This is a genomic window from Streptomyces sp. NPDC093600, assembly GCF_044764755.1.
Lineage (GTDB): Bacteria > Actinomycetota > Actinomycetes > Streptomycetales > Streptomycetaceae > Streptomyces.
Map to the genome: position 1 here is coordinate 91,119 of NZ_JBIWIU010000016.1, position 24,079 is coordinate 115,197.

23 protein-coding genes and 1 pseudogene are annotated in these 24,079 nt (G+C 72.1%); 9 read left to right on the top strand and 15 right to left on the bottom strand.

What is annotated here, in order from left to right:
• Positions 1-6: 6 nt before the first annotated feature.
• Genes ACIRB4_RS29175 through ACIRB4_RS29190 form a run of 4 tightly spaced genes read right to left on the bottom strand, consistent with a single transcriptional unit; the run spans position 7 to position 3,803 of the window.
• Positions 7-1,164, bottom strand: coding sequence for an acetyl-CoA C-acetyltransferase (locus tag ACIRB4_RS29175; RefSeq protein ID WP_403295320.1), 1,158 nt, complete (start codon positions 1,162-1,164; stop codon positions 7-9).
• Positions 1,165-1,197: 33 nt separating this feature from the next.
• Entirely contained in the window at positions 1,198-1,815 is a 618-nt protein-coding gene (locus ACIRB4_RS29180; protein ID WP_403295322.1) for a TetR/AcrR family transcriptional regulator, read from the bottom strand.
• A 15-nt stretch (positions 1,816-1,830) separates the two neighbouring features.
• Complete coding sequence (locus ACIRB4_RS29185) at positions 1,831-2,640, bottom strand: SDR family oxidoreductase (RefSeq protein ID WP_403295323.1); 810 nt, start codon at positions 2,638-2,640, stop codon at positions 1,831-1,833.
• Positions 2,637-3,803 (bottom strand): acyl-CoA dehydrogenase family protein, encoded by a 1,167-nt coding sequence (locus ACIRB4_RS29190; protein WP_403295324.1) that lies wholly within the window; start codon positions 3,801-3,803, stop codon positions 2,637-2,639. The genes ACIRB4_RS29185 and ACIRB4_RS29190 overlap by 4 nt, the downstream gene beginning before the upstream one ends.
• Before the next feature lie 224 nt (positions 3,804-4,027).
• Here ACIRB4_RS29190 and ACIRB4_RS29195 point away from each other — a divergent pair.
• The 5 genes and pseudogenes from ACIRB4_RS29195 to ACIRB4_RS29215 all read left to right on the top strand — a co-directional run.
• Positions 4,028-4,861: pseudogene (locus ACIRB4_RS29195) on the top strand (enoyl-CoA hydratase); the annotation flags it as partial.
• Positions 4,861-6,099 (top strand): acyl-CoA dehydrogenase family protein, encoded by a 1,239-nt coding sequence (locus tag ACIRB4_RS29200; RefSeq protein WP_403295326.1) that lies wholly within the window; start codon positions 4,861-4,863, stop codon positions 6,097-6,099. The pseudogene ACIRB4_RS29195 and the gene ACIRB4_RS29200, both read left to right, overlap by 1 nt.
• Positions 6,099-7,100 carry an acyl-CoA dehydrogenase family protein gene (locus ACIRB4_RS29205; protein ID WP_403295328.1) on the top strand — a complete coding sequence of 334 codons (1,002 nt, stop codon included), beginning with the start codon at positions 6,099-6,101 and terminating at the stop codon, positions 7,098-7,100. The genes ACIRB4_RS29200 and ACIRB4_RS29205 overlap by 1 nt, the downstream gene beginning before the upstream one ends.
• A 97-nt stretch (positions 7,101-7,197) precedes the next feature.
• Positions 7,198-8,322 carry an acyl-CoA dehydrogenase family protein gene (locus ACIRB4_RS29210; RefSeq protein ID WP_403295330.1) on the top strand — a complete coding sequence of 375 codons (1,125 nt, stop codon included), beginning with the start codon at positions 7,198-7,200 and terminating at the stop codon, positions 8,320-8,322.
• Between the two features lie 309 nt (positions 8,323-8,631).
• A complete protein-coding gene (locus ACIRB4_RS29215) occupies positions 8,632-9,072 on the top strand; it encodes a hypothetical protein (RefSeq protein ID WP_403295331.1) in 441 nt (146 codons plus the stop codon).
• A gap of 109 nt (positions 9,073-9,181) precedes the next feature.
• Here ACIRB4_RS29215 and ACIRB4_RS29220 read toward each other — a convergent pair whose 3' ends face one another.
• The gene (locus tag ACIRB4_RS29220) at positions 9,182-9,403 is read right to left on the bottom strand and encodes a hypothetical protein (protein ID WP_403295333.1); all 222 of its coding nucleotides are present in this window, start codon (positions 9,401-9,403) and stop codon (positions 9,182-9,184) included.
• Between the two features lie 284 nt (positions 9,404-9,687).
• On the opposite strand from ACIRB4_RS29220, the gene ACIRB4_RS29225 reads away from it, so the two are divergent.
• Entirely contained in the window at positions 9,688-10,248 is a 561-nt protein-coding gene (locus tag ACIRB4_RS29225) for a nitroreductase family protein (RefSeq protein WP_403295334.1), read from the top strand.
• A gap of 412 nt (positions 10,249-10,660) precedes the next feature.
• Here ACIRB4_RS29225 and ACIRB4_RS29230 read toward each other — a convergent pair whose 3' ends face one another.
• From ACIRB4_RS29230 to ACIRB4_RS29240, 3 genes are read right to left on the bottom strand one after another with little or no spacing between them, the layout of a single operon-like run.
• Complete coding sequence (locus ACIRB4_RS29230) at positions 10,661-10,849, bottom strand: hypothetical protein (RefSeq protein ID WP_403295336.1); 189 nt, start codon at positions 10,847-10,849, stop codon at positions 10,661-10,663.
• 31 nt (positions 10,850-10,880) lie between these two features.
• Positions 10,881-11,378, bottom strand: a complete 498-nt coding sequence (locus ACIRB4_RS29235; protein WP_403295338.1) for a DUF3291 domain-containing protein — start codon at positions 11,376-11,378, stop codon at positions 10,881-10,883.
• A gap of 32 nt (positions 11,379-11,410) precedes the next feature.
• Positions 11,411-12,100 carry a helix-turn-helix transcriptional regulator gene (locus ACIRB4_RS29240; protein WP_403295340.1) on the bottom strand — a complete coding sequence of 230 codons (690 nt, stop codon included), beginning with the start codon at positions 12,098-12,100 and terminating at the stop codon, positions 11,411-11,413.
• A 182-nt stretch (positions 12,101-12,282) separates the two neighbouring features.
• Between ACIRB4_RS29240 and ACIRB4_RS29245 the strand changes: the two genes are divergently transcribed.
• Positions 12,283-12,768, top strand: a complete 486-nt coding sequence (locus ACIRB4_RS29245) for a hypothetical protein (RefSeq protein WP_403295342.1) — start codon at positions 12,283-12,285, stop codon at positions 12,766-12,768.
• A gap of 97 nt (positions 12,769-12,865) precedes the next feature.
• Here ACIRB4_RS29245 and ACIRB4_RS29250 read toward each other — a convergent pair whose 3' ends face one another.
• The 5 genes from ACIRB4_RS29250 to ACIRB4_RS29270 all read right to left on the bottom strand — a co-directional run bounded on the left by ACIRB4_RS29250 (position 12,866) and on the right by ACIRB4_RS29270 (position 18,535).
• Positions 12,866-13,588 (bottom strand): cation transporter, encoded by a 723-nt coding sequence (locus ACIRB4_RS29250; protein ID WP_403295344.1) that lies wholly within the window; start codon positions 13,586-13,588, stop codon positions 12,866-12,868.
• The gene (locus tag ACIRB4_RS29255) at positions 13,585-13,923 is read right to left on the bottom strand and encodes an ArsR/SmtB family transcription factor (protein WP_403295346.1); all 339 of its coding nucleotides are present in this window, start codon (positions 13,921-13,923) and stop codon (positions 13,585-13,587) included. Before ACIRB4_RS29255 ends, ACIRB4_RS29250 begins: the two co-directional genes overlap by 4 nt.
• Positions 13,924-14,042: 119 nt before the next feature.
• Complete coding sequence (locus tag ACIRB4_RS29260; protein ID WP_403295348.1) at positions 14,043-15,296, bottom strand: phospholipase D-like domain-containing protein; 1,254 nt, start codon at positions 15,294-15,296, stop codon at positions 14,043-14,045.
• 89 nt (positions 15,297-15,385) lie between these two features.
• Complete coding sequence (locus ACIRB4_RS29265; protein ID WP_403295349.1) at positions 15,386-17,776, bottom strand: ATP-binding cassette domain-containing protein; 2,391 nt, start codon at positions 17,774-17,776, stop codon at positions 15,386-15,388.
• Positions 17,777-17,866: 90 nt separating this feature from the next.
• Positions 17,867-18,535 carry a TetR/AcrR family transcriptional regulator gene (locus tag ACIRB4_RS29270; RefSeq protein ID WP_403295351.1) on the bottom strand — a complete coding sequence of 223 codons (669 nt, stop codon included), beginning with the start codon at positions 18,533-18,535 and terminating at the stop codon, positions 17,867-17,869.
• A 62-nt stretch (positions 18,536-18,597) separates the two neighbouring features.
• Between ACIRB4_RS29270 and ACIRB4_RS29275 the strand changes: the two genes are divergently transcribed.
• Positions 18,598-19,101 carry a DUF3995 domain-containing protein gene (locus ACIRB4_RS29275; protein WP_403295352.1) on the top strand — a complete coding sequence of 168 codons (504 nt, stop codon included), beginning with the start codon at positions 18,598-18,600 and terminating at the stop codon, positions 19,099-19,101.
• Positions 19,102-19,118: 17 nt separating this feature from the next.
• Positions 19,119-19,544 (top strand): DUF6463 family protein, encoded by a 426-nt coding sequence (locus ACIRB4_RS29280; protein ID WP_403295354.1) that lies wholly within the window; start codon positions 19,119-19,121, stop codon positions 19,542-19,544.
• 63 nt (positions 19,545-19,607) lie between these two features.
• Here ACIRB4_RS29280 and ACIRB4_RS29285 read toward each other — a convergent pair whose 3' ends face one another.
• Entirely contained in the window at positions 19,608-22,157 is a 2,550-nt protein-coding gene (locus tag ACIRB4_RS29285) for an alpha-L-arabinofuranosidase C-terminal domain-containing protein (RefSeq protein WP_403295355.1), read from the bottom strand.
• 86 nt (positions 22,158-22,243) lie between these two features.
• Entirely contained in the window at positions 22,244-23,773 is a 1,530-nt protein-coding gene (locus tag ACIRB4_RS29290) for an aldehyde dehydrogenase (NADP(+)) (protein WP_403295357.1), read from the bottom strand.
• Between the last annotated feature and the right edge of the window lie 306 nt (positions 23,774-24,079).

A 24,079-nucleotide genomic window follows, 5' to 3' on the forward strand; every position in this document is an offset into this window, starting at 1 on the left:
GGAGCGTCAGAGGCGCTCGATGATCGTCACGTTCGCCTGGCCGCCGCCCTCGCACATGGTCTGGAGGCCGTACCGGCCGCCGGTGCGCTCCAGCTCGTGCAGGAGGGTCGTCATCAGCTTGACGCCGGTGGCGCCGAGCGGGTGGCCGAGGGCGATGGCGCCGCCGTTGACGTTCACGCGGTCCGGGTCGGCTCCGGTCTCCTTCAGCCAGGCGAGGACGACCGGGGCGAAGGCCTCGTTGATCTCGACCAGGTCGATGTCGTCGATGGTCAGGCCCGTCTTCTTCAGGGCGTGCGCGGTGGCCGGGATCGGCGCGGACAGCATCCGGATCGGGTCCTCGCCGCGTACCGAGAGGTGGTGGACGCGGGCGCGCGGGGTGAGCCCGTGCTCCCGTACCGCGCGCTCGCTCGCGAGCAGCATCGCGGCGGCCCCGTCGGAGACCTGCGAGGAAACGGCGGCGGTCAGTAGGCCGCCCTCGACCAGCGGGTTCAGGGCCGCCATCTTCTCCAGGGTGGTGTCGCGGCGCGGGCCCTCGTCGACGGTCACGTCGCCGTAGGGGACGGTCTCCCGGTCGAAGCGGCCCTCGTCGATGGCGCGGAGCGCCCGCTGGTGCGAGCGGAGCGCGAACTCCTCCATGTCGCGCCGGGAGACGTCCCATTTCCGCGCGATCAGCTCGGCGCCGTGGAACTGGTTGACCGGTGCGTCGCCGTAGCGGGCGCGCCAGCCTTGGGAGCCGGCGTACGGGCCGTCGGTCAGGCCGAGCGGCTCGGCGGCCTGGCGGCTCGCGAAGGCGATCGGGATCATCGACATGTTCTGGACGCCGCCCGCGACGACCAGGTCCTGGGTGCCGGAGAGCACGCCTTGGGCGGCGAAGTGGACGGCCTGCTGGGAGGAGCCGCACTGGCGGTCCACGGTGACGCCGGGGACCGCTTCGGGGAGCCCGGCGGCGAGCCAGGCCGTACGGGCGATGTCGCCGGCCTGCGGGCCGACCGTGTCCAGGCAGCCGAGGACCACGTCGTCGACGGCCGCCGGGTCGATACCGGAGCGGGCGACGAGGGCGTTCAGGACGTGTGCGCCGAGGTCGGCCGGGTGGACGGCGGACAGCCCTCCGTTCCGCCGGCCGACGGGGGTACGTACCGCTTCGACGATGTAGGCCTCGGACATGGCTGCTCCCTTTTCCAGAGCTCTTCTAGGGTGTCAGGTGCGTACGGCGATTCCGTCCAGGACCATCGAGAGGTACTGGCGGGCGATCTCCTCCGGGCTGTGCTGTCCGCCCGCCCGGTACCAGGACGCGGCGACCCAGACGGTGTCGCGCACGAACCGGTAGGTGAGCCGGACATCGAGGTCGGCCCGGAACACCCCGGCCTCGACGCCCCGCTCCAGCGTGCCGAGCCACGCCTTCTCGAACTTCTGCCGCGAGTCGGCGAGGTAGCCGAAGCGGTGCTGCCCGGTGAGGTGTCGGGACTCCTTCTGGTAGATGGCGACGGCGGCGCGGTGCCGGTCGATCTCCCGGAAGGACTCGGTGACCAGGGCCTCGATGGTCGCCCTGGGCCCGAGCCCGGCGGCGAGGACGGCGTCGTACCCCTCCCACAGCTCGGTCAGGAAAGCGGAGAGGATCTCGTCGAGCATCGATTCCTTGGAATCGAAGTGGTAGTAGAGGCTGCCCGCGAGCATCCCCGCCGCGTCCGCGATCTCGCGGACGGTGGTGGCGTTGTAGCCCTGGGCGGCGAACACCTCGGCCGCGGTGGCGAGGAGCTCCTCACGCCGCTCGGGCGAGGCGGTCGCCGGGGTCTTCCTGCTGCTGTTCGTCGGCACGTCACCATTCTCGTCTCACGGGTGCTGGCTGCTGACGGACAGGACCTCTCCGGTGAGGTACGAGGCGTAGCCGCTGGCCAGGAAGACGATGACGTTGGCCACCTCCCACGGCTCGGCGTAGCGGCCGAACGCCTCGCGGGAGGTCAGCTCCGCCAGCAGTTCGGGCGTGGTGACCTTCACCAGGTGCGGGTGCATGGCGAGGCTGGGCGCGACGGCGTTGACGCGTACGCCGTAGTCGGCTGCCTCCAGCGCGGCGCAGCGGGTGAGCGCCATGACCCCGGCCTTGGCGGCGGCGTAGTGCGCCTGGCCGCGCTGCGCCCGCCAGCCGATCACCGAGGCGTTGTTCACGATGACGCCTCCGGCGCCCGCGGCCTTCATGCGGCGCAGAGCGGCGCGGGTGCAGCGGAAGGTGCCGTTCAGGGTGACGTCGAGGACCTTGTCCCACTGTTCATCGGGCATGTCGACAAGAGAGGCCGTGCCGCCGAGCCCGGCGTTGTTGACCACGATGTCGAGGCGCCCGTGCCGTTCCTGGGCCGCGTCGAAGAGCGCACCGACCTGGGCGTCGTCGGTGACGTCGCAGGGCAGCGCGGTCACGCGGTCCGCCCCGAACTCGGCGGCGAGCCGCGCCTCGGACTCCTTCAGTCTGCGGGCGTGCGCATCGGAGACGACGACACTCGCGCCCTCCTCCAGGAGCCGCCTCGCGGTCGCGCCGCCGATCCCGGCGCCGGCCGCGGCGGTGACGACGGCGGTCCGGCCGGCGAGCAGGCGGTGACCGGGCTCGTACGGCGGCGGGGCCGGGGTCATGGGCGGTGGGGCCGGGGTCATGGGCGGGGCTCCTTGGGCAGGCCGAGCACGTGCTCGGCGATGATGTCGCGCTGGATCTCGTTCGATCCGGCGTAGATGGTGTCGGAGCGGGAGAAGAGGAACAGCCGCTGGAAGTCGTCGAGGTCGTAGGGCTCGCCGGCCGCGAGCATGCCGTCGGCGCCGCAGACGTCCATGGCGAGTTCGCCGAGCTCGCGGTGCCAGGTGGCCCAGAAGATCTTGCCGATGGATGTCTCGGGGCCCGGTGCGCCGGCCGCGACGCCGTCGAGCGTCCGCAGCGCGTTGACGCGGATGATCTCGAGGCCGATCCAGGCGCGGGCGATCCGGTCGCGGATCAGCGGGTCCTCGGCCGCGCCGTTGCGCCTGGCCCGTTCGATGACGGCCTCCAGCTCGCGGCGGAAGCCGACCTGCTGGCCGAGCGTCGAGACGCCGCGCTCGAAGCCGAGGGTGGCCATGGCGACCTTCCAGCCCTCGCCCGGCGCTCCGACGATGTTCGCCGCCGGGGTGCGGGCGCCGTCGAAGAAGAGCTCGTTGAACTCGTGGGTGCCGGTCAGCTGCTTGATCGGGCGGACCTCGACGCCGGGCTGGTCCAGCGGGACCAGCAGATAGGACAGTCCTCGGTGGCGGGTGGAACCTGGCTCGGTGCGGGCGAGGACGAAGCACCAGTCGGACTCGTGCGCGAGTGACGTCCAGGTCTTCTGGCCGGTGACCGTCCACTCCTCGCCGTCGCGTTCGGCCCGCGTCCGTACGCCTGCCAAATCGGACCCGGCGTCCGGCTCGCTGTATCCCTGGCACCAGAGCTCCTCGACGGCGGCGATCCGGGGGAGGAAGCGCTCGCGCTGACCGGGCGTGCCGAAGGCGATGAGGGTGGGGCCGAGCAGCTGCTCCCCGATGTGGTTGACGCGGGCGGGGGCGTCGGCGAGTGCGTACTCCTCGTGGAAGGCGACCTGCTGTTCGAGGGTGGCGCCGCGGCCGCCGTACTCCTTCGGCCAGCCGACGCAGGTCCAGCCGGCGGCGGCCATGTGCCGCTCCCAGGCGAGGCGTTCGGCGAATGCCTCGTGTTCCCTGCCGGGTCCGCCGCGGCCGCGCAGGGGCGCGAACTGCCCCGTGAGGTTGGCCCGCAGCCAGTCGCGGACCTCGGTACGGAACTCCTCGACGCTGCGCATGGCGGCTCCGGACGGCTCTCGGAGGGAGGGCGGACTGGGCTTCTCGACGGCCGACGGCCCGTACGTTAACCTACCAAACACTTGTTAGGGAAGGAGGACGAATGTCCGCTGTCCACACCGAGTCAGCGGGGCCTGGTGCGTCCGCGGGGTCTGGCGGGTCTGGCCGATCCGCTGGGTCCGCTGGGTCCGCCGAGCCTGCCGGGGCGGCCGAGCATGCCGGGTCCGCCGAGCCTGTCCGGTACGAGCGCCGTGAAGCCGTCGCCCTGATCACCCTGGACCGACCCGAATACCGCAACGCCCAGAACTCCGCGATGACCTACGCCCTGGACCGGGCCTTCTACCGCGCCGCCGACGACGACGCGGTGAAGGTCGTGGTCCTCGCGGGAGCGGGAGAGCACTTCTCGGCCGGCCATGACATCGGCACCCCCGAGCGGGACGCCCATCTCCCGTTCGACCGGAAGGCGGGCCTGTGGTGGGATCACTCGGACAAGCGGGGCGCGGAGAGCCGCTATGCCCGCGAGTCGGAGGTCTATCTCGGCATGTGCCGGCGCTGGCGCGAACTGCCCAAGCCGGTGATCGCGTCGGTGCAGGGCGCGTGCGTCGCGGGCGGCCTGATGCTGGCCTGGGTCTGCGACCTGATCATCGCCTCCGAGGACGCGTTCTTCGCCGATCCGGTGGTACGCATGGGCATACCGGGGGTGGAGTACTTCGCCCACCCGTGGGTGATGCCGCCGCGGATCGCCAAGGAGTTCCTCTTCACCGGTGACCGGATGAGCGCCCGGCGCGCGTATGAGGTCGGGATGGTCAACCGGGTTGTACCGCGCGCCGAACTGGCGGCCCTGACCATGGAGTTGGCGAACCGGATCGCCGGCATGCCGCGCCTGGGCCTGGCGCTGACCAAACGGGCCGTCAACCAGGCCGAGGACCTCCAGGGCATGCACGCCGGAATGGACGCGGTCTTCGGGCTGCACCACCTGGCGCACGCGCACAACGCCGAGACCGGCCGTGACGCGCTCGGCGGCATGGACGTCCGCGCGATGAAGGAGGCCTCGGCCTGATGGATCTCGACTTCACCGCCGAGGAGGAGGCGTTCCGCGCCGAGGCCCGCGCCTGGCTCGCCACCCACGTCCCGGCCGCGCCCCTGCCCTCCCTGGAGACCGCCGAGGGGTTCGCCGCCCACCGCGCATGGGAGCGCACCCTGGCCGCGGATCGCTGGTCGGCGGTCTCCTGGCCCGAGGAGTACGGCGGCCGGGGCGCCTCCATCCTCCAGTGGCTCATCTTCGAGGAGGAGTACTACGCCGCGGGTGCACCCGGTCGGGTCGGCCAGAACGGCATCAGCCTCCTCGCACCCACGCTCCTGGAGCACGGCACGCCCGAGCAGCTGGCCCGGATCCTGCCGCCGATGGCGAGCGGCGAGGTGATCTGGGCCCAGGCCTGGTCCGAGCCGGAGTCCGGCTCCGACCTCGCGAGCCTGCGCTCCACGGCCGAACGGACCGACGGCGGCTGGCGGCTGAACGGCCAGAAGACCTGGTCGTCCCGGGCGGCCTTCGCCGACCGCGCGTTCGGCCTCTTCCGCAGCGACCCGGGCGCCGACCGGACCCACCGCGGACTGACGTACCTCATGTTCCCGCTGGACGCGGACGGGGTGACGGTACGGCCCATCGGCCGGCTCGACGGCAAGCCCGCCTTCGCCGAACTCTTCCTCGACGACGTCTTCGTCCCGGACCGGGACGTGATCGGCGAGCCGGGTCAGGGCTGGCGCGTCGCGATGAGCACCGCGGGCAACGAGCGCGGGCTGACTCTGCGCAGCCCCGGGCGGTTCACCGCGGCGGCCGACCGCCTGGCGGCGCTGTGGCGCGCGACCGCGGACCCGGCCGACACGGCCCTGCGCGACCGGGTCGCGGACGCCGTCATCGGCGCCCGCGCGTACCGGCTCTTCGCGTTCGCGGGTGCCTCGCGGATCGCCGCCGGGGAGGCGAGCGGAGCCTCACGGGTCGGGGCCGGGGAGGCGGTCGGTGCCGTAAAGACGGCCGGTATCGGCGATCCGATCGGTGCCGAGTCGAGTCTCAACAAGGTCTTCTGGTCCGAGCTGGACCTCGCCCTCCACGAGACCGCGCTGGACCTGCTGGGCCCGTACGGTGAACTGGCCGACACCGCCGGCGAGGCGCCCGCGCACGGCAGCTGGGCCGAGGGGTACACCTTCGCCCTCGCAGGGCCGATCTACGCCGGCACCAACGAGATCCAGCGCGACATCATCGCCGAGCGGCTGCTCGGCCTGCCGAAGGGACGCCGGTGATGCGGTTTCTCCTCGACGCCGAGCAGCAGGCGTTCGCCCGCTCCCTGGACGGCATGCTCGGCGCGGCCGGCACCCCCGCCGTCGTACGGGCCTGGGCCGCGGGAGACCCCTCGCCCGGCCGCGAGCTGTGGGCGAAGCTCGCCGAGGCCGGCGTGTTCGCCCTCGCCGTGCCCGAGCGGCACGACGGTCTCGGCCCGCTCCCCGTCGAACTCGCCGTCGAACTCGCCGTCGCCTTCACCGAGTTGGGACGTCACGCGGTGCCGGGCCCGCTGGTGGAGACGGTGGCCGCGGCGGCACTGCTCGACCGGTCGGGAGACGCAACGGCGGCCACCGCGTGGCTGCCGGGCATCGCGGCCGGCAAGACGGTCGCCTCGCTGTGCCTGCTCTCCGACGACAGCCCGTACGCCCTGGACGCCCATGCCGCCGACGCGGTCTTCGTCGTGGACGGCGATGCCGTACGCCTGGCGGAGGCGACGGGGCCCGTCCAGCCGTCAGCCGACCCGGCCCGCCTGCTGGCCCGCCCGCTGGGCGGAACCGTCCTGGCGCGCGGTCCGGAGGTGGCCGCCGCGGCCGCGCACGCCGCGGACGTCGCGGCACTGGCGACGGCGGCCCAGGCCCTCGGGCTGGGCCGCGCCCTGCTCGTACGGACCGTCGCGTACGCCCGGCAGCGCACCCAGTTCGGGGTGGCCATCGGCTCGTTCCAGGCGGTGAAGCACCGGCTGGCCGACGTACTCCTCGCGCTGGAGTTCGCCCAGCCGCTGCTCCACGGCGCGGCCGTGGCGCTGGCCGGGGAGGACGCGGCCGCCGGGCGCGACGTCGCGGCGGCGAAGGTCGCGGCGTGCGAGGCGGCCTGCGCCGCCGCCCGTACCGCGCTGCAGATCCACGGTGCGCTCGGCTACACCGACGAACTCGACCTGTCCCTGTGGATCCGCAAGGCCCGCGCGCTGCGGTCCGCCTGGGGCACGCCGGGCGCCTGCCGCGCGCGCGTGCTCGCCACCTGAACCGGCGGATCGCCGTTCCCGCCTCGCCGACGCTGTACGCACCGCTGGCGCCGCTGAGGTCAGTCATCTTCGGCGCCCGGAAGAAGGGAAACGACCGGTGAGGCCCACCGAAGAAGAGAAGGAGCTGCGGTCCGCAGTGCGGGCGTCCCTGGCACGGCACGAGGGCGCCGCGGCCTGGCGGCCGTTGACCGGGCAGATCGGCGTCGCCGGGCTCGCCGTCCCCGAGGAGTACGGCGGTGCGGGCCGGGGCGCCCGCGAAGTCCACGTCGTCATGGAGGAGTTGGGTCGGCACCTGAGCCCCGTCCCTTATCTCGGCTCGGCGGTGCTCGCGGTGCGGGCCCTGCTCGCCTCCGGTGACGCGAGGGCCCGCGCGCACCTGCTGCCGGGCCTCGCCGAGGGCCGGACGGTGGGGGCGCTGGCGTGGGCCGAGCGCGGTTCCTGGGAGCCTGCGGCCATCCGGACCGACGCGGCCCGTGGCCCGGGGGGCGGCTGGCGGCTCACCGGGACGAAGGAGTTCGTACTGCACGGCGCCGAGGCGGATGTGCTGCTCGTGGCGGCCCGCACGGAGGGCGGGACGGAGGGCGGGATCTCCCTCTTCCAGGTGCCCGTCGACGGCGCGGGGGTACGCCGCGTCGCGACCGTGCCCATGGACCGGACCCGGGCGCAGGCGCGCCTCGTGCTCGACGGGGCTGAGGGCCGGCTCATCGGCGCGGACGGCGACGGCGTCCGGGTCCTGCGGCACGTACGGGACCTGGCCTGCACGGCGCTCGCCGCGGAGCAGGTCGGCGCGGCCCAGCGCTGCCTGGAGCTCACGGTCGCCTACGCCAAGGAGCGTATCCAGTTCGGCCGGCCGATAGGTTCCTTCCAGGCGGTCAGGCACCGGCTGGCGGACGCGTACGTACGGGTGGAGTCGGCGCGGTCGGCCGCGCTGGGCGCGGCGTTCGCGGCGGACGCCGGCGCCCCGGAGCTGTCGCGACGCGCGGCCGCCGCGAAGTCCGCCTGCTCGGAGGCGTTCGCGGCGGTGGCGGGCGAGATGATCCAGCTGCACGGCGGCATCGGCATCACCTGGGAGCACGATGCCCACCGCTACTTCAAGCGGGCGCACGGCTCGGCTCAGCTGTTCGGCCCGCCGGCGGCGCACCGGCGCCGGCTCGCCGAGGAACTGGGGCTGACATCGGCCGCAGGCACAGCCACGGCCACGGCGCCGGCGACGTCCCCGTGACCCGTGGAAACAAGGCCGGCGCGCGCCCTGGTCACCGACCGCGACGTCGTCAGTACGCCCCGAAGACAGCGAGGGCGCGGCATGGGCGATACGTCGGCACCCGGCTGGTGCATGGCGGCGGTGGTCGGGTCGGGGCCGGGGCCGGGGCCGGCCCGGCCATCCCGCTTGCCCGTCGTACACCGGCGCGCCGCCGCCGCCCGCACGTGCGGCCCGCCACCCACCGGCGCATCACCGCTGCCCGCACGTGCGCCCTTATCGGGCGTGAATGTCGCCAGGGCGGGCACCTGCGGGTTCCCGAAGGAGGTCGCCATGAGCAGTTACAGTCACCACCACGTCACCAGGGATCAGGAAACGGCAGAGCGTTTCCGTCATGCGCTGCACGACGAACTGCTGACCCTGCCGATGCTCCTCGCGGCCGTGGCTCTCACGGTCGGCCCGTTCGTCTCCCAGCTCGGCCCCAAGGACGCGCAGGTGAACGAGGCGCTCGTCGGCTTGATCCTGCTGTTCGTGGTGGGCCGGCGCCTCTACCGGGGCAGCGGACTCCGCTCCGACATCGTGGTCGGCGTGCTGGGGGCTTGGATGATCGCTTCCCCCTTCGTGCTGGACCTGCAGAACACCGCCGTGGCGGAGGGCAACTGGATCCTGGACCTGACCGCGGGCAGTGTTCTCGTCGTCTTCGCCGGTGCGTCCATGCTGACGATGAGGCAACGGCGCGAGGGCGCGGGCCACAGCCGGGTGACTCCACGGTGATGCGGGTGCTCCATGGTGCCCGAAGGTGCCCGGGCCCGTCCGAGCCGGACGAAGCCTGAACCGGCCTCGCGGTCAACGGCACACTCGCCGGGTGGCCTACCGCACCCGGTCACCATTCGGGATGGACGTCGTGGCTGTCGTAGCGGACGCCGGCGGTGGTGATCCATGGCCGGAAGCGGCCGGGGCCGGTGTGCTCGTGGGCGTAGGTGACCGGTTCGTCGGTGTCGTCAGTGACGATGACGGCCCCGCTCTTCTGCGCGCTGCGCAGCGCGTGGGTCCACAGCCGGCCGCGATGACCGGTGCGGTAGTCGGGGATCTTGCACTGGGACATCGGGTTCTGCCTCGAAGCTGCTGGGTATGGGCCTGCCCGTCGGCGAGCAGGCGTCACGGCGGATGCCGAACAGAGCGCTATACCCGTTCTACGGCCTTTCGAACTGGCTCGGGCGCCCTGCGGGTCCGCTGGGGATCCGGGGGTGCGGCTACGCGCGGCATCTCGCGCCGCGTCCGTCCAGCAGCCGAAGGGGCACTGGGGCGCGTATCGAGTCGTCCGGCGTGGCGGTGCCCGCGCTCGCACCGGCCGGAATACGCACCGGCGGTGGCCGGTTGCAGCGGAACATGCACCAGCCTCAGGAGCCGTCCCGCGGCATACACCCACTGCTCGCCGGGCGCTTCAGCCCCTACCGGTTCGATCCGTCGGCGGTTGTGGACGACCACGCCCTCGGGCTGCTGCTGGAAGCGGCGCGGTGGGCGCCGTCGGCGGGGAACTCCCAGCCGTGGGGCTTCTTCATCGGCAGGCCCGGTGAGCCGGAGTACGACCGGGTGCTCCCTCACCTTGCGCCGAGCTCGGCCCGGTGGGCGACGGATGCGGGCCTGCTCGTCGTCACGCTGACGCGTCGGCACGTCGATGACACGCAGCTGCTCTACTCCGAGTTCGCGGACTACGACCTCGGCCAGGCCATCGCCCACATGACTGTCCAGGCCCAGGCCATGGGACTGGCCGCACACCAATTCCGGGCCTTCGACCTGGAAGGGCTCACCAAGGAGCTGGACCCGAACCCAGGCTGGGTGATCGTCTCCATGGTCGCGGTCGGCAAGGCGGTCGACGGACCTCCGGAGTGCCGTGACCGGCGCAGCGTCGCGCACTTGCGCTCCGCTCCTTGGTCGCCGGCGGGGTAGCAGCCGAGTCGTGATCATTGAGCGGCCCGGGCGAGGCCTTCGCCCGTGGCACGCCGGGATCCGTTTACGGGGCCCGAGTCGTCGAAGTCGTTCCTCCCCTCAGCGGGCGTCACCGGCTCCTGCGATGGCTGGACCAAGACCTACCGGAAGGTGGGCAACCGCCAGGACGACTGCCCGGTTCTTCCCTTGCCCCCCAGGCGACTCCCGCCCGCACGGCGTCCGCGAGTTCCGATGTGGCTCCCGTGATGAGTTCCACCCCTTGGCTCCAGCCGGACACACTGAAGAGGCGACGCTCGGCTCCGATGCGAACGGACAGCGCGGCGGCCAAGCTGCCCGCAGCGATCACATCGGGATAGAGGTCGGGGTCCACCTCAGCAGTGTGACGCGTCAGAACCGCGAAAAGCGCGATGCCTTAGGAGAGCACCCATCGGGGCGGGTGGCCGGGATCGGACGGGCAGGTGAAGACGTGGAGGTCCCGGTCCCGGCCGAAGCGGAGCCGGGTGGGTCGGGCGACGGACCGGCCGCCCCTGATCGAGGCCTTGCCGTGCAGGGTCGGGTCGCGGTCTTCCAGGGGCACCCAGCTGTGCGAGTCGGCGTCCATCTCCTCGCCGCCCGCGGTCAGCAGCAGCCCCCTACACCCCCGCCGCGTCCCCCACGCCCTGGGCGGCCTCGGCTGCGGTGTAGGAGGAGGCGAAGGTGAACGCGCGCGGGGAGGGCCCGTTCGCCCGCAGGTGGGCCAGTCGCTCCAGGGCCTCGTCGACCGTCGGAAGGTGGCCGGCGGGAACCCACCAGAGCACCATGTACGCCTCGACGTGCCGCTCGAACCATTCGCGGCGCCGCCGCATCACCTCCAGGTGGCCGCTGCGGTAGGTGAAGTCCCACAGAGCCTCCTGCGACTCCCACACCGACAGGTTGACGATGACGTTCTCGCCCGCCGGGCGCAGGCCGGTGGCGTCGGCGGCGCCCTCCTCGGCGAGCCGCCACACGAAGCCGGGCGTGCCGTCGGCCGCGGCGTTGACGGGGTCGAGCATCTCGACGAACGGCGCCATGCGCGGGTCGTCGAGGGGGTGGCGAAGTGTGGCGACGTTGAGCTCGGCGAGGTGGGCGGCGGCAGGCACGGATGCGGTCATGGCCTCATCCCAGCATGGCCCGCATTTCTATGTCAATGAGAATTGTTTTTAGAAGGCTCGACCACCACGCAGCACTCCCCCGGCCGTGCGTCCATGCGGGCACGCACGGGACCGTCCGTGCCCAGCAGCCCTTCCAGCAAGGCGAGGTTCATGCCGCAGACGAGCGGCGGGAAGCGTTCGGCGACGGCGTGGAAGGGGCAGTTGCGCATCCGGACGACGCGCGCGGGCGCCCCGTTCTCCCCCTCGGCGTCCTCGGCTTCCTCCAGGTGCGGTTCGTAGCCGCGGGCGGCCAGCGTCTCCATGGCCTCCTCAAGGCCGCCGCAGGGCACCGTCGAGCCGCGCAGTGATTCGCCCCGGCGGCGTGCGGCTTCGCAGAGCCCGGCGTCCAGGCCGGCCTGCTCGGCGGCCTCGGCGAGCAGCTCGGCGGCGGTGCGGTAGTCGCGGGCGGGCAGCGAGACCGCGCGCTCCGTCCGCGTCCGCGTGTACACCTTGGCGGGACGGCCCGCCCCCGGCCCCGAACGGCCCGTAAGGCGGCGGCTTCCGCTCTCCAGCAGCCCGGCCTCGGTCAGCCTGTCCAGATGGTGCGCGGCGAGCGTGCGCGCCACCCCGGCCGCTTCGGCGGCCTCGTTGCGGCCGACCTCGCGGCCCTGCGCCGCCACGTACTCGTACAGGCGGCGGCGCACCGGGTCCTGCAGTGCCGCGATCGCGTCGATGTCCTCCATCCACCCATTCTAGGAACAACAGAGGTTGGAGATAGAAAGCGCACGCCACCCCGTGAACGGCGCACCTCGCACCTCGCCGACTGGCTGGGCGACTGGAGGTCCTGACCGTCCGCCTCAGTGAACGGCAGGCGAGATGGGGCCGGCCGGGGAACCGGAGCCCCGGGGGTGGCGTCGTCCTGATCATGATTGCGGATGCCGAAGAGTGGGCCGATGACTGGGAGTCGATCAGGGAGGGGTACTTCCTCGGTGAGCCCGACGAGTCCCTGCTGCAATGCGTGGAGCAACTCCGCGTGGCACGGGCCGCCGTCCCGCAGGACCCCGATGCCACGGCGTTCTTCACATACGGACTCGTGCTGATGCACGGCCACGCCGCGTCGGAGGCCGATCCCCAAGTCGCCGACGTGACCGTGGAGGCACTGCTGGCCGCGGCTTCGGATCCGGCCCTCGTCGGCCGCGCGTGCGGTCATGAGACTCATCCGTGCGACGAGAGTGACGTCGACGAGCAACTGGAGTCCTTCGGGACGCTGCTGTCGTCGCTGGCCGGGGGCTCGGAGTACACGTGGGACGACCTCGACGGGAAGGGACGGGAATCCGAGGAGGAGTCCCGATGGCGTTGTCCGCGCAACGTGGCGGGCTTCGCTCGGTGGGCCGCGGCGGCGATCCGTTGACCCACCTGGCGCCGGAGTCGACCCTCCCCCGCGCACAGTCGACCGTGGCCGTCGACGGCTGAGCGGGCGGGCGTCGGAGGTGTGAAGGGGTGGCCCTTCACGCGCAGCAGGAGGTGTCCGAACGGGAGGCGCAGGCGTCGGTCGACTGGGGGGTGGCGCCGGGACCACCGGTAGCCCCCACACGGGTGGGTGCGCAGCAGCCCCTGCCGTGCCAGGCTTCGCGGCCTTCCTTGACGGCGACGGCGGCGATGACGAGGGCGGCGATCGGGTCGGCCCAGGACCAGCCGAGGGTGGCGTTGAGGATGAGGCCGACGAGGAGGACGGCGGAGAGGTAGGTGCACAGCAGGGTCTGCCTGGAGTCCGCGACCGCGCTGGCGGAGCCGAGTTCCTTCCCCGCGCGGCGTTGGGCGGTGGAGAGGAACGGCATGATCGCCAGGGAGAGGGCGGCGAGCACGATGCCGGGGATCGAGCGGTCGGCCTCACCGGTTCCGGCCAGCGCGCGGACGGCGTCGACGCTCACGTAGGCGGCCAGCGCGAAGAAGGAGAACGCGATGATCCGCAGGGTGGTCCTCTCCCGGGCTTCGCGAGCGGCATGGTCGCGGGCGGAGAACTGCCAAGCGACCGCGGTCGCGGAGGAGACCTCGATGACGGAGTCCAGGCCGAAGCCGACCAGCGCGGTGGAGGAGGCCATGGTGCCGGCGGTGATCGCGACCACGGCCTCGATGACGTTGTAGGCGATGGTCGCGGCGACCAGCAGCCGTATGCGCCGGGTGAGCGCGTCGCGGCGGGCCGGGGACGGCCCGATCGATATCGCGGTCATCGGCAGCAGTCCTTCGTCGCGGCGTCCGGGCAGGTCTTGTCCGACTCGACCGCCACCACCGAGGTCAGCAGGTGGTCCAGGGCGTGCCCGAGGCGAGGGTCGGCGAGTTCGTAGCGGGTGCGGCGCCCGTCGGGGACGGTCACGACGAGGCCGCAGTCACGCAGGCAGGCGAGGTGGTTCGACAGTCTGGTGCGGGAGATGCCGAGCGCGTCGGCGAGGTCGGCCGGGTAGGCCGGCGCCTGGCGCAGAGCGAGCAGGATCCGGCAGCGGATCGGGTCGGCGAGCGCGCGGCCGAAGCGGGCCAGCACGTCGATGTCGGAGGCAACGGTCAGCACCCTCCTGACAGTACACCCAACCCTGAATTCAGGAAAACGTGGATTCAGACTGGGGTGCCGGTCGATCCCATGGCGGTGAGCCCTGGGCGACCAACGCCCAGGGCTCACCGCCTGGTCCGTCAGCGGCAGGCCGCCGTCGCGTCCGACGTGCCCGGGTACGCCGCGGCCCGCACCTGGTCGAAGTTGGTGACGAACGCGTCGTACACCGAAGGCGTCGTGATCCGCAGCATCGCCTCGTCGTTGTCGCGCAGGGCCGGACCGCTCCAGTTGTGGCTGCCGGTGAAGACCAGCCTCTCCCTCGCCCCCGCGTACATCCCGTCGATCATCAGGTTCTTGGAGTGCACGATCCGGTTCGGTGTGCCGGTGTCGCCGTCGTGGTCGTGCTGGTAGCAGCGCGTCGCGAGCCGGGTCTGGCCGTGCAGGGCGTTCCACGTACCGGTGTCGGTCTCGCTGTAGACGATGTCGACCGTGCACCCGGCCGCCGCGAGCGCGCGCAGCTTGTCGGCGACCGCCTGCCGGGTGATCTTCAGCATCGCCACACGGATCGCGGTGCGGTGGGTTCCGGACGAGTCGCTCCACGTGCAGCCCACGTTGTCCAGGGCGTTGACGACGGTGTCGGTGCCCCCCGTGGCCTCGGCGCGCGGGAAGAAGTACACCTTGTAGTCGCCCGCGCCCGCGTACGTGTAGTCCCAGTTGACCCGGTCCTGCTTCGCCAGCTTGGTGAAGTACGAGGTGTAGGCCGCGTACAAGGTGGAGTTGCCGGCGAAGCCCACTGAGCTGTTCCAGTAGCGGGAGTAGTTCGACGGCGTCAGGTTGGACGTCAGCTGCAGCACCGCCTGGGTCACCGCGCCGCCGCCGACGCTGCTGAACAGCAGGAACTTGTTGTGGTTGATCCCGCTCGTGCTCGATCCCAGGCACGACCGGCCCTTCGCGCACAGAGTGACGTACGAACTCCTGGTGATGTCCGTCCCGAGCGCCGCCTTGAGCGTGTGGTACGAGTCCGGGTTTCCGGCGGGGTCGCTGACGGTCGACTCGTCGAGGACGACCTGGACGTCGACCCCCCGGGCACTGTGGGCGTTCGACAGGTCCTGGGCGACGGTGTTGTCCCACAGGTGGTACATCGCCATCCGGATGGTCGAACCGCTGTCCGCGGCGGCGATGAACTCGCGCACGCGATTCCTGATGGCGTTCTGCCGGGCCGGATCGGCGGACGTCGGGTCGTTGAACACAGGCCCCATCGCGGGCACGGCGGCGACCTCGGCCGGCGGCGCCTCGTCGGCGGTCGCGCTCTGCGCGGAACCGAGCACGCCCGCCGCCGCCAGCGTCAGTGCCATCCCGGCCGCGTACACGCGCCTGCGGATGCTGGAAAGCATGAATCCCCCCTCGGTGATCACGAGTTGCGGCCCTGAGCCTAAGGCCTCTCGTGTGGATCGCGCCGGGCGCGGGGGCCCCGGCGCTTCGGTCAGGTTCCGACGTAGGCCGCGAGGTGTTCGCCGGTGAGGGTCGAGCGGGCGGTGACCAGGTCGGCGGGTGTGCCCTCGAAGACGATCCGGCCGCCGTCGTGGCCGGCACCGGGGCCGAGGTCGATGATCCAGTCGGCGTGCGCCATGACCGCCTGGTGGTGCTCGACGACGATGACGGACTTGCCGGAGTCCACGAGCCGGTCGAGCAGGCCGAGGAGCTGCTCGACATCGGCGAGGTGGAGACCGGTGGTGGGCTCGTCGAGGATGTAGACACCGCCCTTGTCGGCCATGTGCGTGGCCAGCTTGAGGCGTTGCCGCTCGCCTCCGGACAGCGTGGTGAGCGGCTGGCCGAGGCTGATGTAGCCGAGCCCGACGTCGGCGAGCCGGCCGAGGATGCCGTGCGCGGCCGGTGTGCGCGCCTCGCCGGCGCCGAAGAACTCCTCCGCCTCGGTCACCGGCATCGCGAGCACCTCGCTGATGTCGCGGCCGCCGAGGTGGTACTCGAGGACCGATGCCTGGAACCGCTTGCCCTCGCACTCCTCGCACGGGGTGGCGACGCCCGCCATCATCGCCAGGTCCATGTAGATGACGCCCGCGCCGTTGCAGGTGGGGCAGGCACCCTCGGAGTTGGCGCTGAACAGCGCCGGCTTCACGCCGTTGGCCTTCGCGAACGCCTTGCGGATCGGGTCGAGCAGTCCGGTGTACGTCGCCGGGTTGCTCCGCCTGGAGCCGCGGATCGGGGTCTGGTCGATCGACACCACCCCCTCGGCGGCGGGGATCGAGCCGTGTACGAGCGAGCTCTTGCCGGAGCCGGCGACGCCGGTGATGACGGTGAGCACCCCGAGCGGGATGTCGACGTCGACGTCGCGCAGGTTGTTCGCCGTCGCGCCGCGGATCTCCAGCGTCCCGGTGGGCTCGCGCACCGTCTTCTTGAGGGCCGCCCGGTCGTCGAAATGGCGTCCGGTGACGGTGCCGCCCGCCCGCAGCCCCTCGACGGTGCCTTGGAAGCAGACGGTGCCTCCCGCCGTACCGGCGCCGGGACCGAGGTCGACGATGTGGTCGGCGATCGCGATCGTCTCCGGCTTGTGCTCCACGACGAGCACGGTGTTGCCCTTGTCGCGCAGCCGCAGCAGCAGGTCGTTCATCCGCTGGATGTCGTGGGGGTGCAGACCGATGGTGGGCTCGTCGAAGACATAGGTGACGTCGGTGAGCGAGGAGCCGAGGTGGCGGATCATCTTGACGCGCTGCGCCTCGCCGCCCGACAGCGTGCCCGACGGGCGGTCGAGCGAGAGATAGCCGAGTCCAATCTCGACGAAGGAGTCGAGCGTCCGCCGCAGCGTGGCGAGCAGCGGCGCCACCGACGGCTCGTCGAGGCCGCGGACCCACTCGGCCAGGTCGCTGATCTGCATCGCGCAGGCGTCGGCGATGGTGGTGTCGCCGATCCTCACCGACCGTGCTTCCGCGCTCAGCCGGGTGCCCTCGCAGTCGGGGCAGGTGGTGAAGGTGACCGCCCGGTCCACGAACGCCCGGATGTGCGGCTGCATCGCCTCCCGGTCCTTGGAGAGGAAGGACTTCTTGAGCTTGGGGATCAGGCCCTCGTACGTGAGGTTGACTCCCTCGACCTTCACCTTGGTCGGCTCCCGGTGGAGGAAGTCCTGCATCTCCTTCTTGGTGTACTCGCGGATCGGCTTGTGCGGGTCGAGGAAGCCGGACTCGGCGTAGAGCCGCACCGTCCAGAAGCTGTCCGACTTCCAGCCGGGGATGGTGAACGCGCCCTCGGCGATCGACTTGGAGTCGTCGTACAGCTGGGTGAGGTCGATGTCGGAGACCGCGCCCCGGCCTTCGCAGCGCGGACACATGCCGCCGGTACGGGAGAAGGTCGCCTTCACGGTCTTCGCGGCACCGCGCTCGACGGTGATCGCCCCGCTCGCCCGAACGGAGGGGACGTTGAAGGCGAAGGCGCTCGGCGGGCCGATGTGCGGCTTGCCGAGTCGGCTGAAGAGGATGCGCAGCAGGGCGTTGGCGTCGGTGGCGGTGCCGACCGTGGAGCGGGGGTCGGCGCCCATCCGCTGCTGGTCGACGGTGATCACGGTGGTGAGGCCGTCCAGGACGTCGACCTCGGGCCGGGCGAGCGTCGGCATGAAGCCCTGGACGAAGGCGCTGTAGGTCTCGTTGATCAGCCGCTGCGACTCCGCGGCGATCGTGTCGAAGACCAGCGAGCTCTTGCCGGAGCCGGAGACGCCGGTGAAGACCGTCAGCCGACGCTTCGGGATCTCGATGCTGACGTCCTTGAGGTTGTTCTCGCGCGCCCCGTGCACACGGATCAGATCGTGGCTGTCCGCGGCGTGCGGCGCGGGCGGCCGGGGATCGGTCCTCTTGGCCTTGCTCATCGCGTCTCCCTCTCCTGGGCTGGGCGCCTTCGCCGTCTCCGTCGGTCGGGCGACCTTACTGCGCGGCCGGGCGGGGACGGCGGAAGGTTCTCACTCCGGGTCGGCCCGGGGCGCGGCTTGGGGCAGGGCCCGGGGCGTGGCCTCGGGCGTGGCCGGCGGCCCGGCCTCGGGCATGGCCTGGGACATGGCCGATCGCGCGAGCGCGGTGATGAGGTGCTCGAGCGCGGCGGTGGCGGCGGCGCCGGTGGCCGCGACCTCGGGCACGACGTCGACGGCGGAGCGGCGCAGTTCGACCCAGCCGAGGTAGGCGGCGTAGGTGGTGACCGCGTGGCGGCGGGCGGTTGCGGGAGCCATGCCGAGGTCGGTGTAGAGGTCGGTGAGGTAGGCGATCCGCTGTTCGGTGACCCGGCGCAGGACCGGGGCGACGGCCGGGTGGTCGGCGTGGGCCACGATCGCGGGCTCCAGGCCGTCGATGTCCTCCTCTCCCAGCGCGGTGGTGAACAGGGCGGTCAGCCGCTGCAGCGGGTCGGTGATGTCGCCGAGTTCGGCGATCAGCGCTGCGGTGTGCTGCTGCTCCCACGTCTCCAGGGCGGCGGTCAGAAGTGCGTCGCGGTGCTTGAAGTGCCAGTAGAAGCTTCCCCGGGTCGCCCCCAGCTCGCCCGCGAGCGCGTTGACCGATACGGCGGCGACTCCACCGCGCGCCATCGCGCGCAGCGCCGCGATCGACCAGTCCTGGGGGGTGAGTTGCTTTCTCGCCATGTCCGTACAGTACTGTACGGACACATCCATACAGGGGTGTACGGAGTGATGGGGTGAGCGGGATGACGCTGACGAGAATCACCGGTGGGGCGGCCGCGGTCGGCCTCGGCGCGACGGGGGTGCTGCACGGGATCTGGACGGTCTCTCCTTGGCCGCTGACCGGCCGGGCGGAGTTCGCCCGTACGATCGTCGGGGTCGCCGAGGCGGACCTGCCCTCGCCGGAGTTGACGGCGGCGGTCGCGGTGGCGCTCGGTGCGGCCTCCTACGCGGTGGCGGCCCAGGCCGATCTGGTCCCCCGGGTGGGGCCACCGCGTCTGCTTCGCCGGGGCGTGTGGGGTGTGGCGGGCGTGCTGCTCCTGCGAGGCGCGGCCGGTCTGGTGTCGTCCGGCCTGACCAGCCGGCCGAGCGAGTTCACCCGCTGGGACCTGGCGCTGTACTCCCCGCTGTCCCTGGCGCTGGGCGGACTGACGGCGCACGTCGCCGCCACCGCGCGCGCTCCTCGCGGCCGGGACCGGCGCGCCGAGGTCACGCGGCCGGCGACGCCCTCCCCCGCCACGGGGGCGTGATGCGGACGCCTCGCGCCATGAGCGCCCGGCCACCGCACGGATCGGGGCCGTCGTCACTGACCCGGGCGATTCCGCTCCTGGTGATCGCACTGACCGCGGTGCACTTCGCGGTCTTCGTGGTCGCCTCCACCACCGTCGGTGCGGTGGCCCGCGACGGATTCTGGAACGCCGTCACGGGCAATCCGCGGCGAGAGTTCGAGATGTGGTTCTTCCTGGCGGGCTTCGGCCTGCTGGCGCTCGGCACACTGAGCCGGCGCGTCGTCCGGGACACGGGCAGGCTCCCGGCGCAGCTGGGCTGGTATCTGCTCGCCACCGGAGTGCCGCTGCAGATCCTCTCCCCCGTCTCCGGCGCCCCGGGGCTGATCGCCCTCGGCGTCCTCGCCCTGATCGCGGCCCGGCGGGACAGCGCCGCGGCGCGAGCCGGGCACATCCCACCGCCTTGAGAGAGGCGCATGGATCCGCGGCCGACGGGAGATGCCCGTCGGCCGCGGTCGTGCGGGAGGGGGTCAGTGGGTTCTGATACGGAGGAAGGTGATCGAGTGGGCGGGGAAGGTGTACGTGAACTCCGGGCCGGCGAGGGGGATGTTCGTCGTCCGGGGGCGGACGGGACGGGCGGTGGCGGTGTTCTCCGCGTCCGGGGGCGCCTCGACGGTCGTCACCCTGGCCCGGGGACCGGTCCTCGTGTCCGCGCCCAGGTCGATCCGGGTCCGGGCCGTGTGCTCCTGGGCGTTGACGACCTTGACGATCAGCTCGCCGGTCCTGGTGTCCCGGGTGACGACCTGCCGGAAGGGCTCGGCGGCCTTGTCGTCGGTGAACCGGGCCCATTCACGGCCGTCGAGGAAGAGCGTGACCTGGCGGCCGCGGACCTGGACGTTCACGTCGTAGGTGCGGCCCGTCTCGATCCGGGTGCCGTCCTGGACCAGGGTCTGCTTGCCGCCGCCGGTCGCCTTCTCCACGGCGGAGGCCGTGTTGTTCCAGCCGCCGAGGTTCCACCAGTAGTAGTTGCCGGTGTCCCGGACGCCGAAGGCGATCAGGAACCCTTCCGCGCCCGCCTTCTTGGTGGCCTTGACCTTGAGGTCGTAGTTCTGCCAGCCGGGGTCGCCCGCGGTGACCATGGTGTCGGTGGCGGCCGTGTCGGTCTGGACGAGCGCTCCGTCCTCCACGGTCCAGTCGCCCCTGCCGGTGGCGTGGGTCCAGGCGTCGCGACCCGCGGAGAAGTCGTCGCGCAGCAGGGTCGTGCCGTCGGCGGCGGTCACCTCGACATCGTCGTACGCGGCGCTCGTGGCCCAGGTGGACAGGCCCACGGCTCCGGTGATCGGGCCACTGACGACCGGGGTCCCGGACGCCCGGCTGGGCACGACGTGGTTCCCGGGGTTGTTCATGAAGAGCTTCTGCACTTCGTAGTTGGCGCTGCCCCATGACCGGGTGTTGTCGAACCAGATCATGTCCGGCTGCCACTGCGGCTTGTCGGTGCGGGCGAGCAGTGGGGCGTACGAGGCGAGCTTGACGACGTCCGCGTTGCGTTCGAGGCCGGTCATGAAGGCGGCCTCGGCGAGGGCGTTGGAGAAGCGGTTGCCGAGGGAGGCGTACTCGCCGAGGAAGACCTTCGGGCCGCCGCGGTCGTAGGAGTCGTAGCGTTCGTTGTTCTCCAGGAACCACTGCGGGCTGTTGTAGTAGTGCTCGTCGACTATGGCCACGCCGCCGGACCGGTTGAGTTCCCAGGCGCGGTCGAAGACGGGACCGGCGTCGTCGGGTCCGGAGTTGCTGATCACCGTGATCTCCGGGTGGCGCTCCTCGATGGCGTCCCGGAACCGGGTGAAGCGGGCGAAGAACGCGTCGGGCAGGTTCTCCTCGTTGCCGACTTCGAGGTGGGTGAGGCCGAAGGGCTTCGGGTGTCCCATCTCGGCGCGCTTGCGTCCCCAGGTGGAGGTGACGGGTCCGTTGGCGAACTCGATGAGGTCCAGGGTGTCCTGGATGTGCCGGCGCAGCAGGGCCGGGTCGTCGGTGGCCTTGTTCTGTCCGCAGCCGGTCACGAGGGCGGGGACGACCGGCAGGGGCATGGCGCCGATGTCCTCGGCGAACTGGAAGTACTCGAAGTAGCCGAGGCCGTAGGTCTGGTGGTAGCCCCAGAAGTTGGCGTTGGCGGCACGCTGTTCGACGGGGCCGACGGTGTCCTTCCACTGGTAGGAGCGGGCGCGTTCGTAGTGGGGTGCCTCGTAGCCCTGGTGGCTGCCGGTGTTGACGAGGCAGCCGCCGGGGAAGCGCAGGAAGCCGGGGCTGAGGGCCTCGATCTTCTCCGCCAGGTCCTTGCGCAGGCCGTTCGGCCGTCCCTTGTAGGTGTCCCTCGGGAAGAGGGAGACCATGTCGAGCCGGAGTGTGCCGGAGCCGCCGGCCGTGACGGAGAGCCGGGCGGCCGCGCCGCTGCCGCGCGCGGTGAGGGTCCCGGTGTACTTCGTCCACCGGTCGCCGCGGACGGTGAGGGTCAGCGGCGCGGACAGCGCGGTGCCGGCGTCGTCGCGCAGGGCGACGGTGAGCGGGGTGCCGGCCGGCTGGTCCGTGCGGGCCCAGACGGAGAAGTCGTGACGCCTGCCGGAGTCCACGGCGATGCCGGCGGCGAAGCCGCTGTTGACGACGCCGTACCGGCCGTCAGGTCCGCCCTTCCCGTCGAGGCGCAGACGCAGGTGGCGGCGGTTGCGTTCGTTGAGTCGCCCCTCGTCGTCGATGACCTCGGCCGCGCCTCCGGCGCCGCCGGACGCGGTGGGGGTCCATGCCGTCATCGGGTGGTAGGCGGGGTTGTCCACCCGGTCGAACTCGAAAGAGCGGTTCTGGACGAGCTCGGCGTACAGTCCGCCGTCGGCCGCGTTGTTGATGTCCTCGTAGAAGACTCCGTACATCGTCGGGTCGATGGCGGGTCCCTTGCGGGACGCGTCGACGTCGAGTGTGTAGTCCACCCCCGCGGACGCCGGTGTGCTCCGTGCGTCGGCGGGCGCGGTGAGGCAGGCGCCGGCGAGGAGCAGACCGGCGAGGAGGGTGACCCCTGTTCTCGCTCGTGGCATGGCTGTTCCCGTTCCCTTCGGCTCTGGGGATCAGTGGCTGCGCTTACGGAGGTGGTACGGGTACGGTCCGGCGCCAAGGCGCGTTCTCAGGCGTCGCGGCGGCCGTCGACGCGGCGGGGCAGGCCCAGCGGGTTGGCGTCGCGCAGCTCCGCGGGGAGGAGCGCCTCGGGGGTGTTCTGGTAGACGACGGGGCGCAGCCAGCGCTCGACGGCCGTGGAGCCGACGGAGGTGGCGGTGGAGGTGGTGGCCGGGTAGGGGCCGCCGTGGTGCTGGGCGGGCGCGACGGCGACGCCGGTGGGCCAGGCGTCGACGAGGACCCGGCCGGCGAGGGGCACCAGGGCCTCCAGGAGGCGCGCGCCGTCCCCCCGGCCCGCCTTCTCCTCCGAGGACAGGTGGACGGTGGCGGTGAGGTTGCCGGGCAGTCGGGCGAGGACGGCGTGTGCCTCGTCGTCGTTCTCGTAGCGGGCGACGACCGTGACGGGGCCGAAGCACTCCTCCAGGAGCAGGTCGTGGTCGCCCTCCTCGGCCAGGGTGGCGGCGGGCACGGTGAGGACGCCCGCCCGGACCGTACGGTCGGACGCGGCACCGGCGGGGACGGGCGCCGACACGCCGGGCAGTGCGGTGCGCGCGGTGACCCCTTCGACGAAGTTCTCGTGCATGCGCTGGTCGAGGAGGACTCCGGGCCCGGTGGCCGCCACGGACTCCTCAAGGGACGTGAGCAGGCGGTCGCCGCCGGGATTCGCCGGGACGAGCACCAGTCCCGGCTTCACGCAGAACTGGCCGGCGCCGAGCGTCATGGAGCCGGCGAGTCCGGCGCCGAGCTCCTCGGCCCGCTCCCCCGCTGCCGCCTCGGTGATCACGACCGGGTTGAGGGAGCCGAGTTCGCCGTGGAAGGGGATGGGTACGGGGCGCGCCGCGGCCGCGTCGAACAGCGCCCTTCCGCCCCGTATCGAGCCGGTGAACCCCGCCGCCGCGACCAGCGGGTGACGGACCAGCCGGACGCCGGCGTCGAAGCCGTGCACCAGACCGATCACCTCGGCAGGCACCCCCAGGCTGCGGGCGGCCTCGCGCAGCAGCCGGGCGGCGAGTTCCGAGGTGGCCGGGTGGTCGGGGTGTGCCTTGATCACCACGGGGCAGCCGGCCGCGAGCGCACTGGCGGTGTCGCCGCCCGGCACGGAGAAGGCGAAGGGGAAGTTGGACGCGGCGTACACCGCCACGACGCCGAGCGGCACCTTGTACCGGCGCAGGTCCGGAACGGGCGGCGTCACCGTGTCGTCGGGGTGGTCGATGATCACGTCGAGGAAGGCGCCCTCGTCGACGAGGTGCGCGAAGCCGCGCAACTGGTGGCAGCTTCGGGCGAGTTCTCCCCGGAGGCGGGCGGGGCCGAGGGCCGTCTCCGCGTCCGCCGTCGCCACCAGCGCGTCGGCCTCCCGCTCCAGCAGCGCGGCGGCCTCGCGCAGCAGAGCCGCTCGCACCGTACGGTCGGCCAGCGCGGGCAGGGAGGCGGCGGCTCCCCGTACCGCCGCGTCGACCTCCTCGGGCGACGCCTCCAGCGCCACCCGCTCCCGCCGCTCCCCGGTGCGGGGATCGAGGCTCCAGACCGGTGCTGTCGTCATGCCGCCCTCCTCACTGTTCGTCATATCGAACGTCGTTCTCAATGTCGGCCGTGGCAGGCTAGGCGCCCCTCTCGGTGCGGTCAAGAGTCACTCGTTGCCCGCCGAACGCCCCGTTCTCGTCGACCCGTTGACACCGACCGGCCACGCTTCGTACTGTCGCGGCAAGATTTCGAACGTTGGTCGATATACCGAACATGAGGAGTCCCTCCCTTGCGGATCACGGGAATCACCACACACGTCGTCGGAACACCCTGGCGGAACCTGACCTACGTCCAGGTCCACACCGACGAGGGCCTGACCGGGGTC